Raw genomic sequence first — 16,972 nt, forward strand, 5'->3', positions numbered from 1 at the left:
GCGCTCTTGACTGACCCCGGGGTTTCCGGCGACTGTGTTGCTCACATCGAAACCTGGCGCGTATCGCGCAACAACCTTCCCGCTGCTTCTGGAGCCGGTGCCCCGTGCTGCCGGCATCGACGCACCCCAGGAGGCCTTATGGGCACCCAACCCCGCGTGGTCGTCATCGGCGCCGGGATCGTCGGCTGCGCCCTCGCCGACGAGCTCACCGAACGCGGCTGGACCGACGTCACCGTCCTCGAACAGGGCCCGCTGTTCGCCACCGGTGGCTCCACCTCGCACGCTCCCGGCCTGGTGTTCCAGGCAAATTCCTGCCGGACCATGACCCGGTTCGCCGCCTACACCGCGGCGAAGTACCGCGACCTCGACCTCGACGGCGAGTGGTGCTTCCGGCAGCTCGGCGGGCTTGAGGTCGCCGGTTCGGCGGCGCGGTGGGACGAGGTCAAGCGGCGGCACGGCTGGCTCACCTCTTGGGGCGTCGAAAGCCACCTGCGTGGCCCCGACGAGTGCGCGAAGCTGCACCCGCTGGTGGATCCGGCCCGGATCTTCGGCGGACTGCACATTCCCACCGATGGTCTGGCCAAGCCGGTGCGCGCCGCCGAGGCGCAGGCGCGGCGTGCGATGGCGCGGGGCGCGCAGTTCCTGGCCGGGCAGCGCGTCGTTGCCGTCGAGCGCGGCGGCGGGCGGGTGAGCGCCGTCGTCACCGAAGAGGACCGGTTTCCAGCCGACGTCGTCATCTCCTGCGTCGGCATGTGGGGGCCGCGCATCGGCGCGTTGGTGGACCTCGACATCCCGTTGGTGCCGATGGCGCACCAGTACGCCAAGACCGGGCCGCTGGCCGCCATAGCTGGGCACAACGACGAGCGGTCCGAGGCGAGGTTGCCGATCCTGCGGCACCAGGACGGCGACCTGTACTTCCGGGAGCACGGCGACCGCATCGGCATCGGGTACTACGGGCACCGCCCCATGCCCGTAGATCCCGAGGAGATCCGCGCGCCCGGGTCTGCGGTGATGCCATCGATCGAGCCGTTCACCGCCGAGGACTTCCAGCCGGGTTGGGACGAGGCCGTTTCGCTGCTTCCCGCGTTGGCCGGCACCGAGGTCACCGAGGGCATCAACGGGCTGTTCTCCTTCACCTCGGACGGCATGCCGTTGCTCGGCGAGCACCCCGACCTCCGGGGGTTCTGGGTGGCCGAGGCTGTTTGGATCACGCACTCAGCCGGGGTTGCCCGGGCTATGGCGCAGTGGCTCGTCGACGGGCAGCCGGAGGAGTCGCTGCACTCCTGCGACCTCAACCGGTTCGAGACGGCGCAGCGCAGCCCCGAGTACGTGCACGTGCGCAGCTGCCGCAGCTTCGTCGAGGTCTACGACATCCTGCACCCGCTCGAACCCGGGCAGGAGCCGCGACCGTTGCGGACCAGCCCGTTCTACGAGCGGCAGCAAGAGCTCGGGGCGGAGTTCCTCGAAGCCGCCGGCTGGGAGCGCCCGCACTGGTACGCCGCCAACGCCGGGTTGCCGGAGATCGGCGAGGTGCCCGGCCGGGGCGACTGGGCCTCGCGGTTCTTCTCGCCGATCGCCGGGGCCGAGGCGCTGGTCACCCGCAAGCGGGTCGCGCTGTTCGACATGACACCGCTCAAGCGGCTGGAGGTGGCCGGGCCTGGGGCGCTCGGATTCCTGCAGTGGCTGACCACCAATCAGCTCGCGAAGAAACCCGGCTCGGTGACCTACACGCTGTCGCTGGACGCCGCCGGCGGGGTGCGCAGCGATCTCACCGTGGCTCGGTTGTCCGAGCAGCGCTTCCAGGTGGGCGCCAACGGGAATCTCGACCTGGCCTGGCTGCGGCGGCACCTGCCCGACGACGGCAGCGTGCAGGTTCGCGACATCACCGGCGGGACCTGCTGCATCGGCGTTTGGGGGCCGCTAGCGCGTGCCCTGGTGCAGCCGCTGACCCGCACCGACTTCTCGCACAAGGGCTTCGGGTTCTTCAAGAACAAGCCCGCGTTCGTCGGCGGCGTCCCGGTGACCGCCATGCGACTGTCCTATGTGGGCGAGCTCGGCTGGGAGCTCTACACCGACGCCGACCAGGGACGCAAGCTCTGGGACGTGCTGTGGGACGCCGGGCAGCAGCACGGGATCATCGCTGCCGGTCGCAGCGCCTTCAACAGCCTCCGCCTGGAGAAGGGCTATCGCTCGTGGGGCGCGGACATGACCACCGAGCACGATCCGTTCGAGGCCGGTGTTGGCTTCGCCGTCCGGATGGACAAAGACTTCCTCGGCCGGGCGGCGCTGGAGCACCGCGAGGCACGACGCAGGCTCAGTCCGCTGCTGATCAAGGACCGGAAGTCCGTGGTCATGGGTTCCGAGCCCGTGTACGTCCGCGGTGCGCCGGTCGGTTACGTCACCAGCGCCGCCTACGGCTGCACCATTGGCGAGAGCATCGCGTACGCCTGGCTGCCCAGCCCGGTCGCCGTGCCCGGCACCACCGTGGAGATCGAGTACTTCGGCGAGAAGGTGCCCGCCGTGGTCGCCGAGGAGCCGTTGTTCGACCCCGAGATGAAGCGTCTGCGCAGCTGAAAGTGATCAACTCTCCGGCCAACCAGCGGGGGCACGCTCTTTCATCAGGACTCAAACGTCCAGGACCACAGAGTGCTCACCTGCCGGCGGCTACCAGACCCGAGTCCGCCCGACGGCCGACTCACGACTCATTAGGGACCACATTGACGAGCACCGACCAGGCGTCCAGCCTTATCTCGACGCTGCCCGGCCACTACTACACCGACCCCGAGCTGTTCTCCCTGGAGCAGGACCGGATTTTCGGCGCGATGTGGTTCTGCGCCGTGCGTGTCGCCGATCTCGCCGAGGCCGGGCAGTTCCGGACCGTGCAGGTGGGGCGGGAGAGCGTGTTGATCACCAGGGGCCGCGACGGCGCCCTGCGGGCATTCCTGAACATCTGCCGCCACCGGGGTGCGCGGTTGTGCGTCGAAGACACCGGGCAGGTCAAGCGCGCCTTCCAATGCCGCTACCACGCCTGGACTTACGGCACCGATGGCAAGCTGGTCGCGGCGCCGAACCTCACCTCGATGCCGGACGTCGACCGGACGCAGTTCGGGCTGATCCCGGTCGCCCTGCGCGAATGGCTCGGCTACGCGTGGGTGTGCCTGGCCGACGAGCCGCCGTCGTTCGAGGACACCGTCGTCGAGGCCGTGTCCGGGCGGCTCGGCGGCGCCGACGTGATCGGCGGCTACGGTGTCGACGGGCTCGCGCTCGGCCGCCGGATCAGCTACGACGTGCGCGCCAACTGGAAGCTGATCATCGAGAATTTCATGGAGTGCTACCACTGCGCCACGATCCACCCGGAGCTCACCGAGGTCCTGCCGGAGTTCGCCGACGGCTACGCCGCACAGTACTACGTCGGCCACGGCGCCGAGTTCGGCTCGGACGTCGACGGGTTCACGGTGGACGGCAGCGGCGGGTTCGAGCGGCTAGCCGGTGTCAGCGACGAGCACGACCGCCGGTACTACGCGATCACCGTCCGGCCCCAGGTGTTCCTGAACCTGGTGCCGGACCACGTGATCGTGCACCGGATGTTCCCGCTCGCCGCCGACCGCACGCTGGTCGAGTGCGACTGGCTCTACGCGCCGGAGGTGGTCGAGGCTGGCCGGGACGTGTCGCGGTCCGTCGAGCTGTTCCACCGCGTCAACCAGCAGGACTTCGATGCCTGCGAACGCTGCCAACCGGCGATGAGCTCGCGCGCCTACGCCGACGGCGGCGTCCTGGTGCCCTCCGAACACCACATCGGCGAGTTCCACGACTGGTTGCGCAGCCGGCTGGAGCTCTGATTCACACCTGGGCCTCGCGCGCGCTCCACCCCGGCAGGCAACGAGATGAAACTGCGGAAGATCGGCTGGCGGCGAATCCGGCGACGGCAGGACTTGTTGTTATGCAAGCAGATTCACGCCTAGCACGCTAGGAATCGGCCCGTGCCCACCTGTGGGGCGAGTGCCTCATCGCGGGTCGGCGCGCTCCGAGATCGTCGTGGCAAGAGCCTCGCCGACCCGCGATGGGGGCATCAAGTGCGCGTGACTTCGCGCTGAGGCTGCTTGTTGCGCGCAGCCAGGTAGCCGATCACAAACGCGATCGCGAGCACGGGTGTGATGTACAGCGCGATGCGCGTTTCGGCGTCGAAGGCCAGCAGGACCACGACGAACGCGAGGAAGGCCAGCACCACGTAGTTCGAGTACGGTGCGAGCGGCATCCGGAACGGTCCGGCCAGCAGTTCGCCACGGGCGACCTTGCGCCGGTAGCCCAGGTGCGCGATCAGGATCATCGCCCAGGTGAAGATGGCGCCGGCGGTGCTGGCGCTGGTGATGTAGGTGAACGCCTGCTCCGGCACGAGGTAGTTGAGCGCTACGCCGATCAGCATCGCGCCGAACGTGACGCCGATGGCCCGCGAGGGCACCGCCCGGACGCTGAGCACACCTACCGAGCGCGGCGCCTGGCTGTCCTCGGACAGCGTGCGCAGCATCCGCGCGGTGGAGTAGATGCCGCTGTTGCACGACGACAGCGCGGCGGTGGTGACCACGAAGTTGATCACACCGGCCGCCGCCGGGATGCCGATCAGGGTGAACGCGTGGACGAACGGGCTACCGCTGGTCGGGAACTGGAACCAAGGGACCAGCGCGGTCAGCGCGATCAGCGCGCCCACGTAGAAGATCAGAATCCGCCACATCACCGAGTTGATCGCCCGCGGCAGCACCTTCTGCGGGTTCTTGCTCTCGCTGGCGGTCTGGCCGACCATCTCGACGCCGACGAAGGCGAACATGACGATCTGGAACGCCAGCAGCGACGAGGCCATGCCGTTGGGGAACAGCCCGCCGTGGGACCAGATGTTGCTCAGCGACGCGGTGTCGCCGAGGTCGCTGAAGCCGAACACCAGGATCGCTGCGGCCAGCACGATCAGCCCGATGATGGCCAGCACCTTGATGAGGGCGAACCAGAACTCGAACTCGCCGAAGAGCTTCACCGCGATCAGGTTCACCCCGCTGAGCACGATCAGTGCTCCCAGCGCGGGGATCCACTGCGGGATCGTCGGGAACCAGAACTGGAAGTACTTGCCGACCGCGGTGATCTCGGCCATGCCGGTGACGATCCACACCAGCCAGTAGCCCCAGCCGACCGCGAACTTCGCCCACGGACCGACGAATTCGCCCGCGTACTCCGCGAACGACCCGCTGACCGGGCGGTACATCAACAACTCGCCGAGCGCCCGCATCACGAAGAAGATCATCAGCCCGGCGATCGCGTAGATCAGGATCAGGCCGGGGCCGACCTGGTGCAGGGCCTTGCCGGAACCAAGGAACAGACCGACCCCGATCGCCCCGCCGATCGCGATCATGTTGATGTGCCGGGTACTCAGATCCTTCCGGTACTCCTCGGTCACTGGTTGGCTCATCGAAGTGGACTCCTTACTCGCCAGCGTGTTTCGCTGAAACTGCGCAGATAATCCGGCATCCGGCGAGGGCCCGCAAGTGGTTTGAACCAGTTGAAATACGGCGTTTTTCCAGTTCCAACATAGTCCACTTAGGATTTCAAACAGGAGAACGCCGCATTTCGGCCATTGTTGCCGAAATGCGGCGTTGTTCTCCCGGGGGCTTTCTGGTCAGAGGTTCGCGTACAGCGGGTGCAAGGTGGCGAGGGCTTCGACGCGGGCTCGCAGCTCGCCGCCGGCGGCTTCGTCGAAGCCGGGCTTGAGGGCCTCGGCGATGATGTCGGCGACCTCGGTGAAGTCGTCCTTGCCGAAGCCGCGGGTGGCCAGGGCCGGGGTGCCGATGCGCAGACCGGAGGTCACCATCGGCGGCCGCGGGTCGTTGGGCACCGCGTTGCGGTTGACCGTGATGCCGATCTCGTGCAGTCGGTCCTCGGCCTGCTTGCCGTCCAGCTCGGAGTCGCGCAGGTCCACCAGCACCAGGTGCACGTCGGTGCCGCCGGAGACCAGCTGAACACCGGCCTTGGCGGCGTCGTCGGCCAGCAGTCGCTCCGCCAGGATCTGCGCGCCCTCCACGGTGCGGCGCTGCCGGTCGGCGAACTCCTCACCGGCGGCGATCTTGAACGCCACCGCCTTGCCGGCGATCACGTGCTCCAACGGCCCGCCCTGCTGGCCGGGGAACACCGCCGAGTTGAACTTCTTCGTGAACTCCGAGTCCGAGGACAGGATCACGCCACCGCGCGGGCCGCCCAGGGTCTTGTGCGTGGTAGTGGTGACGACATGCGCGTGCGGCACCGGGTTCGGGTGCAGCCCGGCGGCCACCAGACCGGCGAAGTGCGCCATGTCGACCATCAGGTAGGCGCCGACCTCGTCGGCGATCTCCCGGAACCGCTTGAAGTCCAGCTGCCGAGGGTACGCCGACCAGCCGGCGATGATCAGCTGCGGCTTGTTCTCCCGCGCCAGCCGGGCGACCTCGTCCATGTCCACGCGGTGGTCATCCGCGCGCACGTGGTAGGGCACCACGTTGTAGAGCTTGCCGGAGAAGTTGATCCGCATGCCGTGCGTGAGGTGACCGCCGTGGGCCAGGTCCAGGCCCATGATCGTGTCGCCGGGCTTGAGCAACGCGAACATCGCCGCCGCGTTGGCCTGCGCCCCGGAGTGCGGCTGCACGTTGGCGAAGGAGGCCCCAAACAGCTCCTTGACGCGGTCGATGGCCAGCTGCTCGACGACGTCGACGTGCTCGCAACCACCATAGTAGCGGCGCCCCGGGTAGCCCTCGGCGTACTTGTTGGTCAGCACCGAGCCCTGCGCCTCCAGGACCGCCTGCGGTGCGAAGTTCTCCGAGGCGATCATCTCCAGCGTGGTCTGCTGGCGGTTGAGCTCGGCGCCGACCGCCGCTGCCACCTCGGGGTCCACCGCGGCCAGCTGGTCGTTAAACAGGTCCGGTGTCGACATTGTGTTGCCTCCTGGTTCGATCTCGTCAGGCATTGCGGCGGTAGAACGGCAGCTCGACGACCTGCACCGCGACGTTTTTGCCGCGGATGTCGACCTGCAGTTGGGTGCCGGGTTCGCTGTGCGCGCGGTCGACGTAGGCCATGCCGATCGGGTGGCCGAGGGTCGGCGACGGGGCACCGCTGGTCACGACGCCGATCTCGGCACCGTCGGCGTCCAGCACGCGGTAGCCGTGCCGGGGCGCCCGGCGTTGGTCGGTCCTCAGCCCGACCAGCGTGCGCTCGGTGGGCTTCTCCGCAGCGGCGGCCAGCGCGTCCTTGCCGACGAAGTCGCCGGGCTTGTCCAGCTTGACCACCCGGTCGAGGTTGGCGTGGAAGGGCGTGAGGTCGGTGGACAGCTCGTTGCCGTACAGCGGCATGCCCGCCTCCAGCCGCAGCGTGTCGCGGCAGGACAACCCGGCGGGCTGCAGGCCGTGCTGCGCGCCGGACTCGGTCAGCGCCTGCCAGACGGCCTCGGCGTCGCCGGGCGCGGTGAACAGCTCGAAGCCGTCCTCGCCGGTGTAGCCGGTTCGCGCCAGCAGCACGTCCTTGCCGGCGACCTGGCTGCGGTAGCCCGCGTAGTACTTGACCTCGGCGAGGTCGGTGTCGGTCAGCGGGGCGAGGATGGCGACCGCGTTCGGGCCCTGCACGGCGATCAGCGCGTAGTCGTCGGAGACGTCCTGGTGCTCGGCGTCGAAGCCGTCGAGTCGCTCGGTCAGTTCGGCGGAGACCACGGCGGCGTTCGCCGCGTTGGCCACCACCAGGAACTCCTGCTCGTCGAGCCGGTAGACGATCAGGTCGTCCAGCACGCCGCCGGTGGCGTTGCAGATCATCGTGTAGCGAGCGCGACCGGGCTTGATCGCGGAGGCGTTGGCGACCAGCGCGTAGTCCAGCGCCTCGGCGGCCTGCGGGCCGCTGATCCGGATCTCACCCATGTGGGTCAGGTCGAACAGGCCGGCGTTGTTGCGCACCGCGTTGTGCTCGGCGGTGTCGCCGGAGTAGCGCAGCGGCATCCGCCAACCGGCGAACTCGGTGAACGTCGCCCCGAGGGCTTCGTGCACTCGGTGCAAGGGCGTCTGTCGTGGCGACGACATGGTGAGACTCCTCCTGGTGGGCGCCGGTCGGCAGTCGAGGGCCGGTCAGCTCACTGCACCCAACCTTATCGGGGGCACCTCGACCCCGGCCTGCGCGGGCTTGCGCTGGTCGGGCGGTCTCCCCGGAGTCATTGGCCTGAGAGTTTCGCCACCCCGCGAGGGGCAGCTTGCACCGTGGGCGAGAAGCGCGTTGCTCCTGCTTTTCTCCGTGTTCGCCTGGTGTCGTGCGGTGCCGGTGCCTGAGAGTTTGCTGGGGAGTAATTGCTCCTTCGGCGCTCCGCTCTCCGAGGTAGCTCGGGGTTGGAGTCTCTCCCGCACGACGTCATCGGCGCGGTATTCGGTTGTGCGAACGCCGACGCTACGAACCGAACGTGACCGGAGTCAACCGGGGGGCGCAGTGATCTCATTCGGCAAGCTCGCGGTGCTGCTTCTCCAGGCCGGCGTCGTCCGGGAAGCCGCGGCTGGAGGACCCATCGCCGAGCCGGAGCACCGAGGTACTTCGCGAGGCGTTCGATCATCGGTCGCGTAGCGCTCACGTCGTCGGGGCGGTCTTAGGCTGCCATAAGGGACGACGTTAGTTAGGTGGTTGCACCGAAAGGAATTCGGCGATGGTCGACTTCTCGCTGTCCGACACAGAGCGTGACATCCGCGACTGGGTGCGCAACTTCGTCCAGCGCGAGCTGGTGCCGCTGGAGCCCGAGGTGCTGCGGCGTGAGCGGGGCGGGGAACGTGGCCTGACCAAGGACGAGCAGCGGGAACTGCAGGACAAGGCGAAGCAGGCCGGGTTCTGGGGCGTGCAGACGCCCGAGGAGTACGGCGGCATGGGCCTGTCGGCCGTGATGACGGCGCTCATCGAGGTTGAGCTCGGTCGCACGTTCGTGCCGTTTCGCTTCGGCGGCTACGCGGACAACATCCTGTACTACGCCAACGACGAGCAGAAGGAGCGCTACCTGCTCCCGACGATCGAGGGCACCCGCAAGTCGTGCTTCGCGATCACCGAGCCGGACGCTGGCTCCGACGCCAAGAACCTGCGCACCACCGCCGTCAAGGACGGCGACGAGTGGGTGATCAACGGCGAGAAGACGTTCATCACCGGCGGCATCGACGCCGACTTCGTGATGGTCTTCGCCGTCACGGACAAGGAGAAGGGCGCCAACGGCGGGGTCACCTGCTTCCTGGCCGACCGGGCCGCGGGCTGGAAGTCCGAGCCGATCGCCATCATGGGCCCGTGGGAGCGGCAGCCCGCCGCGCTGGTGTTCGACAACGTGCGCGTTCCGGAGCGCAACGTGCTCGGTGAGGTCGGCCACGGCTTCAAGCTCGCCATGCAGTGGATCGGCCGCGGCCGCTACCTGCTGCCCGCCCGCGCCCTCGGAGCCTGCGAACGGCTCGTCGAGATGGGCATGGAGTACGCCAAGACCCGCGAGACGTTCGGCAAGCCGATCGCCGAGCGCCAGGCCATCCAGTGGATGATCGCCGACTCCGCCGTGGAGATCGAGGCGCTGCGCTGGCTGGTGCTGCAGGCGGCCTGGCAGGTGGACCAGGGCATGGACTCCCGGCATGCGCAGTCGGTGGCCAAGCTTTTCGGCGCCACCCGCGCCAACGAGATCGTCGACAGGGTGCTGCAGATGCACGGCGGCATGGGCTACACGAAGGACCTGCCGGTCGAGCGCTGGTACCGCGACCTGCGGCTACTGCGCATCTTCGAGGGGACCGACGAGATCCAGCGCCGCACCGTCGCCCGCAACCTCCTGAAGGGGCACGCGTCCGTCAGCGGCGTGCTCGGCTGATCCGCATCCGTTTTGTCGGTAGCCTGGGAGCAGACGTGACTCCGAATCGCCGGGAGCGACGATGTCTCTGTTCAAGAAGGTCGCCGACTTCGCCAGCAGCCCGCAGGGCCGCAAGGTGATCGACCAGGCCAAGAAGTACGCCTCCGACCCGAAGAACAAGGAGAAGATCGACCAGGTCAAGAACAAGTTCTTCGGCAAGGGCGACAAGAGCCACTGACCGGGAAACCGAGGAATGCCCCCGGTGCCCGGCGGGGCGGATTCCGGGGGCCTTCTCGTGTCCCGATGGCAAGTGGTATCAGCTGATACCACGAGATACTCAATGGCAACAAGAGGCTCGCCTGGCTGGCCTCGGGGATCTTCTGCGCGTACAACGGACGGGACCTCGAGGCCTCGGATGCGCGGACTGCCGATGCGTTGATCCGTGATGTCGCGGTGGGGAAGCACGATGCCGATCGTCTCGCCGAGGTGCTCCGCTTCTGGGTTGTCGACCTTTTGCAGGTAGGCGGAACCGAAACGCGTTGCAGCGCGTGGCTCTTGTGGGATGGTCGTGGCGAGTTCCAGCTTGGGAGGCGCGGTATGGCGAACGAGGTCCGTGGCGAGGGCACTGCTGCCGGGGGCGCGGTTCGGGTGACCGTCGACGCCGATGGGCGGATCGACGAGCTGCGCCTGGAGCCGCGGTTGCTGGGCAGCGGCGTGGCGGCCATCGCGGACGCGGTCCGGGAGGCGGTCAACTCCGCCCATGACGACGCCGCCCGGAAGCCGGACCGCGCGATGCGAGCCTTCGAGACCGAGCTGGACCGGCTCAGCGACGGGTTCGAGCGGGCGATCGAGAAAGTCACCAAGAACCTCGCCGAGGCGCAGAAGCGGCTGGAGCAGTAGTGGGCAGCGCTTACGTCGCCGGGACGTTCGACACCAAGGCAGCTGAGTTGCACTACGTCGCCGGGCTGATCGCCGGCGGGCACCCCGTGATCACCGTGGACCTGTCCACCGCCGGTGGGAGCTCCGATGCCGACGTGTCGGCCGCCGAGGTCGCCGCCCACCACCCGGACGGGGCGGACGCGGTGTTCACCGGTGACCGGGGATCGGCCGTCACCGCGATGGCCGCGGCGTTCGAGCGTTTCCTGGTCGCGCAGGACGTCGACGGGATCATCGGGCTCGGCGGCTCGGGCGGCACCGCGCTGATCACGCCCGCTATGCGCGCGCTGCCGGTCGGCGTGCCCAAGGTCATGGTGTCCACGGTGGCCTCCGGCGATGTTTCGTCCTACGTGGACGCCACCGACATCGCGATGTTCCCGTCGGTCACCGATGTCGCCGGGCTGAACCGGCTTTCCCGCCAGGTATTGGGAAACGCCGCGCACGCGCTGCTGGGTGCGGTGACCCACCCGGTGTCAGCGGCCGAGACCAAGCCCGCCGTCGCGCTGTCCATGTTCGGCGTCACCACGCCGTGCGTGACCGCGGTGGCCGAGCAGCTGGCCGCCGACCACGACCCGCTGGTGTTCCACGCGACCGGAACCGGCGGCCGGGCAATGGAGAAGCTTGTCGACGACGGCCTGGTGCGTGCCGTTGTGGACATCACCACCACCGAGGTCTGCGACCTGATCGCCGGCGGCGTGATGAGCGCGGGGGAGCAGCGCTTGGACGCCATCGCCCGGACCCGAGTGCCCTACGTCGGCTCGTGCGGCGCCCTGGACATGGTGAACTTCGGCGCGCTGGAAACCGTTGCGCCGCAGTACCGGGACCGAAACCTGTACGTGCACAACCCGCAGGTCACGCTGATGCGCACGTCCGCCGGGGAATGCCGCCGGATAGCGGTGTTCATCGCCGGCAAGCTCAATGCCTGCGATGGTCCGGTGCGGTTCTTGCTCCCGACCGGCGGAGTGTCCATGTTGGACTCACCGGGGCAGCCTTTCTACGATCCCGACGCGGACGCGGTCCTCTTCGAGACGCTGGAGAGCCAGGTGCGGCAGACCGCCGACCGGCGCGTCGAGCGGGTGCCGCACAACATCAACGATCCCGAGTTCGCCGCCGCGCTGTTCGCGGCGTTCCGGGAGATCACCGGATTCGCCGAGAGAACCAGGCAGGAGGCACGATGAGCCGATTCGACCGCGCCGAACTGATGCGCCGGTTCCGCGCCAAGGTCGAGCGCGGCGAGCCGATCGTCGGCGGTGGCGCGGGCACCGGCCTGTCCGCCAAGTGCGAAGAGGCCGGCGGCATCGACCTGATCGTCATCTACAACTCGGGCCGCTACCGGATGGCCGGGCGCGGTTCGCTGGCCGGGCTGCTGGCCTACGGAAACGCCAACGACATCGTGGTGGAGATGGCCCGCGAGGTGCTGCCGGTGGTGCGGCACACCCCGGTGCTGGCCGGCGTCAACGGCACCGACCCGTTCATGCTGCGCGACCGGTTCCTCCGCGAGCTGCGCGACCTCGGGTTCGCCGGGATCCAGAACTTCCCGACCGTCGGGCTCATCGACGGCACCTTCCGGGCGAACCTGGAGGAGACCGGCATGGGCTACGGCCTGGAGGTCGAACTCGTCGCCGCCGCCCGCGAAGCCGACCTGCTGACCACGCCGTACGTGTTCTCCAGCGCCGACGCCCGGTCGATGACCGAGGCCGGCGCCGACATCATCGTGTGCCACCTGGGGCTGACGACCGGCGGCGCGATCGGCGCCGAGAGCGCCAAGTCGCTGGACGACTGCGTGGCGCTGATCGACGAGTGGTCGCAGGCGGCGACCGAGGTTCGCGAGGACGTGCTGGTGCTCTGCCACGGCGGGCCGATCTCGATGCCGGAAGATGCCTCGTACGTGCTTTCGCGGACCAAGCGTTGCCACGGGTTCTACGGTGCGAGCAGCATGGAGCGGTTGCCCACCGAACAAGCAATGACCAAACAGACCAGGGCGTTCACGAAACTCAGGTTCTGAAGCAGGAGGCAAGCGGTGGCGAAGTCCTACACGAGCACGGTCATCGAGGCGTCGGCCGAGCAGGTCTGGCAGGCGGTGCGCGACTTCAACGGATTGCCGACGTGGCACCCGGTGATCGAGCGCAGCGAGATCGAGGGCGGCGGCGCGGCCGATGCGGTGGGCTGCGTCCGGCACCTGACGCTCGCCGACGGCGGGGTGGTCCGGGAGCGGCTGGTGGCGCTGAATGACACCGAGCGCAGCTACACCTACGAATTCGTGGAAAGCCCGTTCCCTGTGCGCAGCTACCGCTCCACCATCCGGATCGTGCCGATCACCGACACCGGGCACAGCTTCGTCGAATGGTTTTCGCACTGGGACGCCGATGCCGCTGACGAGGAGAAGATGGACATGACCTTCGCAAAAGGCGTTTACCGGACCGGGCTGAACGGACTCCGGGAGCACCTGGGCGTTTAATCCGGACGGGACGGGCGTGAACCGGAGCGAATTCGTCGGCGGTTAGAGTCGGCGCGTGCCAAGCAGCGTTAATCCGTCCGTCGCAAATGCAGCTAACGCAGCAGACACCGTCACCATCACGGGTGGTTCCGGTTTCGTCGGCAGAGCAATGGTTCGTGCCTTCCTGGAGCGTGGCACCCGGGTGATCGTCGTGGACACCCAGGCCCCGCCCGCCGAACTGCGTTGTGACCTGGTGACTCACGTCGAAGGCGACCTGCGGGACGCCGCGGTCCGGGAGGCCGCGGTCTTGGCGGACTCGGCCGGGATCATCCACCTGGCGGCGATCACCTCGGTGCTGCGCTCGGTGGACCAGCCCGCCGAGACCTATGCCAACAACGTTGCGGTAACCCAGGAGCTCCTCGAACTGGCCCGCGCCCGCGGCGTCTGCCGGTTCGTGCTGGCCTCCACCAACGCGGTGGTCGGCGACATCGGCCGCGGCACGATCTCCGAGGCGCTTGCGCTGCGCCCGCTCACGCCCTACGGCGCCACCAAGGCGGCGTGCGAGATGCTGCTCTCCGGCTACGCCGGCGCTTACGGGCTGGCCACCTGCGCGCTGCGCTTCACCAACATCTACGGGCCCGGCATGGGCCACAAGGACAGTTTCATCCCGAGGCTGATGCGCGCCGCGCTAGCGGGCAGCGGCGTCGAGGTCTACGGCGACGGCTCGCAGTCCCGCGACTTCGTGCACATCGACGACGTGGTGCAGGGCGTCCTCGCCGCGTGGGACAAGCAGTACAGCGGCACCGCGGTCATCGGCTCCGGGCGGTCGATCTCCGTGCTGGAGCTCCTCGACGCGGTCCGCTCGGCCACCGGCGAAGCCGTGCCGGTCACCCACGTGCCGGCCAAGAACGGCGAGATGCCCGCCGTGATCGTGGACGTGACCAAGGCGCGCCGCGAACTCGGCTACGCCCCGAACGTCGAGCTCACCGAGGGGTTGCGCACCGTCTGGGCGGACTTCCGCGGGGCGCGATGAGCACCGCGCTCACGCGCGTCCTCCGCCTGCACTGGCTGCTGGCGCTGCTGCTGCTCGCCGGAGGGGCCCTGCGGATCGTGGCGCAGCTGGCCTACCGGCCCGCGCTGCTCTACATCGACTCGTTCCGCTACCTCGACGACGTCGGCGCGTTCTTCCCTAGCGGCATCAACCCGATCGGCTACGAGATCTTCCTGTGGCCGCTGCTGGCGGTGGGGAGCCTGACCGGTGTGGCGGCGGTGCAGCACCTGCTGGGCCTCGGGCTCGGCGTCGGAATCTACGCGCTGCTGCGTCGTTTCGAGGTCCGGACCTGGATCGCGGCGCTGGCCGCCGCGCCCGTGCTGCTGGATGCCTACCAGCTGCAGATCGAGCAGAACATCATGTCCGATCTGCTGTTCCAGGTGTTGTTGCTGGCCGCGATCTACGTGCTGACCTGGTGGGGCGCGCCCGGCGCCAGGCTCGCCGCGCTGGCCGGGATCGTGCTTGCCGCGGCGGTGGTGGTTCGCGTCGTGGGAGTGACGCTGGTGGTTCCGGCGGTGGTGTTCGTGCTGCTGGCCACCGGTTGGCGGCCGCGCGACGGCTGGTTCCGGCGCCTGATCGCAGCTGGTGCGCTGGTCGGCGGGTTCGCGGTCGGCGTGTTCGGCTACTCGCTCTACAACCTGGTGTGGACCGGTTCGCCGGACCTCGGCGGCTCGGGCGGCGGCGCTCTCTACGGCCGCGCGGCCGTGGTCGCCGACTGCGAGCACCTAAACCTGACGTCGCAGGAGAAGCTGGTCTGCCCGGCCGAACCGATCGAGCGCCGCGCCGCCAACGGCATCGATTTCTACATCCACTTCTGGCACGTCCAGGAGAACGTCGACAAGTTCTTGCCGGCGGACATGGACGTCTCAGCCGCGCAGGGCTCGTTCACGCGCAAGGTTGTGCTGCGCCAGCCGCTGGACATCGTCGGCGGGATGGTCGCGGATTTCCTCAAGGGATTCGCCCCGACCCGCACCCAAACCCCCGGTGACGTGCCGCTGGACCGCTGGCAGTTCCAGCTGCAGTACCCGATGTTCGCTCCCGACTGGTACGTCGCGGAGTGGACGGAGCGCTACGACGATGGCACGTTCTCGGTCGATCCGGGCCTCGCCGCGTTCCTGCGCGCCTACCAGCTCGGTGGCGGCTACACGCCGGGCATCGTCCTGGGCGGCGCGCTGGTGGTGGCCGCGCTGGCGGTGCTCGGCGTCGGCCGCGCCCGCAGTTCCGGGCTGCGCGCGGTGTGCCTGCTCCCGGCCGGGGTGGCGACCACCGTGCTGGCAACCGCGGCGGCGATGGAATTCTCCTGGCGCTACCAGTTGCCCGGCCTGGTCCTGATCCCGATCGCGGGCGCACTCGGCGTGACCGCGGTGACAGGACGCCGCCGGCGAACGAACGACATCCCCGAAGGAGAGTTGAAATGCCCATGACCTTATCGAGCGAGGTGGACCGGGCGGCGCTGGCGGAGTACGCCGAGCGCTGCGGTGACCACCGGTTCGCCCCGGTCGTCGTGCTCATCGCCGCCTACAACGAGGAGGAGTCGATCGGCGAGGTGCTCGACAGCATTCCTGCCCGCAGCTGCGACCTGGACGTCGACAAGCTGGTGGTCGTCGACGGCGCGACCGATGACACCGCCAAGATCGCGCTGAAGCACGGCGCGCGGACCTGCATCGCTGCCACGAACCGGGGCCAGGGGGCCGCCTTGAGGCTCGGGTACCACCTGGCCGCTGAGCGCGGTGCGCACTACATCATCACCACCGACGCAGACGGCCAGTACGACATCACCGAACTGCCGAAGCTGCTGCGTCCGCTGATCGACGGCGACGCCGACTTCGTCAGCGGCTCCCGTGTGCTCGGCAGCAACGAGCGCCCCCAGCTGATCCGCCGCGTCGGCACCCACGTTTTCGCCTGGCTGGTCAGCGCGTTGACCGGGCAGCGCATCACGGACACGTCCTTCGGGTTCCGCGGGATGCTGGCCGAGGTACCAAACTCGGTGATCCTGGAGCAGCCGCAGTACCAGTCCTCCGAGCTGCTGGTCGGTGTGCTCAGCCGCGGTTACCGGGTGCGGGAGCAGCCGATGCGGATGCTGGCGCGCACCGCCGGTGTCAGCAAGAAGGGCAACAACTTCCGCTACGGCTACCGCTACGCGCGGGTCGTGCTCGAGACCTGGTGGCGGGAACGCCGGCCGGTGAACACCAACCGGTCGACCAGGAAGAACTTGACCACGAACATCACCGCGTAAGTACCGAGAAAAGCGCCCCAGACCACGACGACCTGCGCCGCCCGGGCCGCCGGGAACAGCGCGTGGGCGAGGGCTTCTGCGTTGTGCGTGGCTAGCGCGGCCAGCAGCGCGGTGCCCACCGAGATCGCGCCATAGCGCAGGATTTCGCCACGCAGCGCGGCCGGGCCGCCGCCGCCCCAGGTCCGCCGGTTTAGCACGAAGTTCGGAATCGCACCGGCCAGCCAGGCCAGCACGGTGGCCAGCACCGGTGTGGCGCCGAGCGAGTACGACAGCAGGAAAACGAGTTGGCTGACTCCGGTGGCCACCGCGGAAGCTGCCGCGAAACGGCTGAACAGCCGCCAATAGCGGCGCCCAGCGCTGGTGCTCTCGTTGGCCCTTTTCGCCATGCCGTCTCCGTTTCCGGATGTCGCGGTTTGCTCCCGACGCACCATACAGAGTCCGGTCTCAGCAAATTCTCAGTGTGGGGAAAGGAAAAGG

At 68.6% G+C, this 16,972-nt stretch carries 15 protein-coding genes and 2 riboswitches; of the genes, 11 read left to right on the top strand and 4 right to left on the bottom strand.

Going from position 1 to position 16,972, the window contains the following annotated elements; translation table 11 throughout:
• Positions 1 to 138: 138 nt before the first annotated feature.
• On the top strand, positions 139 to 2,574 hold the full coding sequence (locus ACWDKQ_RS05480) for a GcvT family protein (RefSeq protein WP_450137536.1): 2,436 nt from the start codon (positions 139 to 141) through the stop codon (positions 2,572 to 2,574).
• A gap of 143 nt (positions 2,575 to 2,717) precedes the next feature.
• Positions 2,718 to 3,839, top strand: a complete 1,122-nt coding sequence (locus ACWDKQ_RS05485; protein ID WP_450137537.1) for an aromatic ring-hydroxylating oxygenase subunit alpha — start codon at positions 2,718 to 2,720, stop codon at positions 3,837 to 3,839.
• Between the two features lie 230 nt (positions 3,840 to 4,069).
• Here ACWDKQ_RS05485 and ACWDKQ_RS05490 read toward each other — a convergent pair whose 3' ends face one another.
• From ACWDKQ_RS05490 to gcvT, 3 genes are all read right to left on the bottom strand, one after another.
• The gene (locus ACWDKQ_RS05490; RefSeq protein ID WP_450137538.1) at positions 4,070 to 5,452 is read right to left on the bottom strand and encodes an amino acid permease; all 1,383 of its coding nucleotides are present in this window, start codon (positions 5,450 to 5,452) and stop codon (positions 4,070 to 4,072) included.
• A gap of 207 nt (positions 5,453 to 5,659) precedes the next feature.
• The gene (gene glyA, locus ACWDKQ_RS05495) at positions 5,660 to 6,940 is read right to left on the bottom strand and encodes a serine hydroxymethyltransferase (RefSeq protein WP_450137539.1); all 1,281 of its coding nucleotides are present in this window, start codon (positions 6,938 to 6,940) and stop codon (positions 5,660 to 5,662) included.
• 25 nt (positions 6,941 to 6,965) lie between these two features.
• A complete protein-coding gene (gene gcvT, locus ACWDKQ_RS05500; protein WP_450137540.1) occupies positions 6,966 to 8,069 on the bottom strand; it encodes a glycine cleavage system aminomethyltransferase GcvT in 1,104 nt (367 codons plus the stop codon).
• 115 nt (positions 8,070 to 8,184) lie between these two features.
• Positions 8,185 to 8,286, bottom strand: a riboswitch (glycine riboswitch).
• A riboswitch (glycine riboswitch) is annotated at positions 8,287 to 8,394 on the bottom strand.
• A 283-nt stretch (positions 8,395 to 8,677) separates the two neighbouring features.
• Here gcvT and ACWDKQ_RS05505 point away from each other — a divergent pair.
• From ACWDKQ_RS05505 to ACWDKQ_RS05545, 9 genes are all read left to right on the top strand, one after another.
• The gene (locus ACWDKQ_RS05505) at positions 8,678 to 9,856 is read left to right on the top strand and encodes an acyl-CoA dehydrogenase family protein (protein WP_450137541.1); all 1,179 of its coding nucleotides are present in this window, start codon (positions 8,678 to 8,680) and stop codon (positions 9,854 to 9,856) included.
• Positions 9,857 to 9,917: 61 nt separating this feature from the next.
• Positions 9,918 to 10,073, top strand: coding sequence for a hypothetical protein (locus tag ACWDKQ_RS05510; RefSeq protein WP_450137542.1), 156 nt, complete (start codon positions 9,918 to 9,920; stop codon positions 10,071 to 10,073).
• Positions 10,074 to 10,432: 359 nt separating this feature from the next.
• Positions 10,433 to 10,735: a YbaB/EbfC family nucleoid-associated protein gene (locus tag ACWDKQ_RS05515; protein ID WP_450137543.1), complete on the top strand. Its 303-nt coding sequence runs from the start codon at positions 10,433 to 10,435 to the stop codon at positions 10,733 to 10,735.
• Positions 10,735 to 11,949: a Tm-1-like ATP-binding domain-containing protein gene (locus ACWDKQ_RS05520; protein ID WP_450137544.1), complete on the top strand. Its 1,215-nt coding sequence runs from the start codon at positions 10,735 to 10,737 to the stop codon at positions 11,947 to 11,949. The genes ACWDKQ_RS05515 and ACWDKQ_RS05520 overlap by 1 nt, the downstream gene beginning before the upstream one ends.
• Complete coding sequence (locus ACWDKQ_RS05525; protein ID WP_450137545.1) at positions 11,946 to 12,776, top strand: phosphoenolpyruvate hydrolase family protein; 831 nt, start codon at positions 11,946 to 11,948, stop codon at positions 12,774 to 12,776. The genes ACWDKQ_RS05520 and ACWDKQ_RS05525 overlap by 4 nt, the downstream gene beginning before the upstream one ends.
• A 15-nt stretch (positions 12,777 to 12,791) precedes the next feature.
• Entirely contained in the window at positions 12,792 to 13,229 is a 438-nt protein-coding gene (locus ACWDKQ_RS05530) for an SRPBCC family protein (RefSeq protein ID WP_450137546.1), read from the top strand.
• Between the two features lie 55 nt (positions 13,230 to 13,284).
• Positions 13,285 to 14,241, top strand: coding sequence for an NAD-dependent epimerase/dehydratase family protein (locus ACWDKQ_RS05535; protein WP_450137547.1), 957 nt, complete (start codon positions 13,285 to 13,287; stop codon positions 14,239 to 14,241).
• Positions 14,238 to 15,683 (top strand): phospholipid carrier-dependent glycosyltransferase, encoded by a 1,446-nt coding sequence (locus tag ACWDKQ_RS05540; RefSeq protein ID WP_450137548.1) that lies wholly within the window; start codon positions 14,238 to 14,240, stop codon positions 15,681 to 15,683. The genes ACWDKQ_RS05535 and ACWDKQ_RS05540 overlap by 4 nt, the downstream gene beginning before the upstream one ends.
• Positions 15,680 to 16,495, top strand: a complete 816-nt coding sequence (locus tag ACWDKQ_RS05545; protein WP_450137549.1) for a glycosyltransferase family 2 protein — start codon at positions 15,680 to 15,682, stop codon at positions 16,493 to 16,495. Before ACWDKQ_RS05540 ends, ACWDKQ_RS05545 begins: the two co-directional genes overlap by 4 nt.
• Here ACWDKQ_RS05545 and ACWDKQ_RS05550 read toward each other — a convergent pair.
• Complete coding sequence (locus ACWDKQ_RS05550) at positions 16,396 to 16,881, bottom strand: GtrA family protein (RefSeq protein ID WP_450137550.1); 486 nt, start codon at positions 16,879 to 16,881, stop codon at positions 16,396 to 16,398. The genes ACWDKQ_RS05545 and ACWDKQ_RS05550 overlap by 100 nt on opposite strands.
• Positions 16,882 to 16,972: the final 91 nt, after the last annotated feature.

This window comes from Saccharopolyspora sp. NPDC000995 (assembly GCF_053599315.1).

Excerpts from the sequence above, each read along its gene's own strand:
- ACWDKQ_RS05510 (WP_450137542.1), top strand. The coding sequence starts at position 9,918 with ATGTCTCTGTTCAAGAAGGTCGCCGACTTCGCCAGCAGCCCGCAGGGC.
- glyA (WP_450137539.1), bottom strand. The coding sequence starts at position 6,940 with ATGTCGACACCGGACCTGTTTAACGACCAGCTGGCCGCGGTGGACCCC.
- ACWDKQ_RS05525 (WP_450137545.1), top strand. The coding sequence starts at position 11,946 with ATGAGCCGATTCGACCGCGCCGAACTGATGCGCCGGTTCCGCGCCAAG.
- ACWDKQ_RS05540 (WP_450137548.1), top strand. The coding sequence starts at position 14,238 with ATGAGCACCGCGCTCACGCGCGTCCTCCGCCTGCACTGGCTGCTGGCG.
- ACWDKQ_RS05505 (WP_450137541.1), top strand. The coding sequence starts at position 8,678 with ATGGTCGACTTCTCGCTGTCCGACACAGAGCGTGACATCCGCGACTGG.
- ACWDKQ_RS05550 (WP_450137550.1), bottom strand. The coding sequence starts at position 16,881 with ATGGCGAAAAGGGCCAACGAGAGCACCAGCGCTGGGCGCCGCTATTGG.
- ACWDKQ_RS05545 (WP_450137549.1), top strand. The coding sequence starts at position 15,680 with ATGACCTTATCGAGCGAGGTGGACCGGGCGGCGCTGGCGGAGTACGCC.
- ACWDKQ_RS05490 (WP_450137538.1), bottom strand. The coding sequence starts at position 5,452 with ATGAGCCAACCAGTGACCGAGGAGTACCGGAAGGATCTGAGTACCCGG.
- ACWDKQ_RS05480 (WP_450137536.1), top strand. The coding sequence starts at position 139 with ATGGGCACCCAACCCCGCGTGGTCGTCATCGGCGCCGGGATCGTCGGC.
- gcvT (WP_450137540.1), bottom strand. The coding sequence starts at position 8,069 with ATGTCGTCGCCACGACAGACGCCCTTGCACCGAGTGCACGAAGCCCTC.
- ACWDKQ_RS05515 (WP_450137543.1), top strand. The coding sequence starts at position 10,433 with ATGGCGAACGAGGTCCGTGGCGAGGGCACTGCTGCCGGGGGCGCGGTT.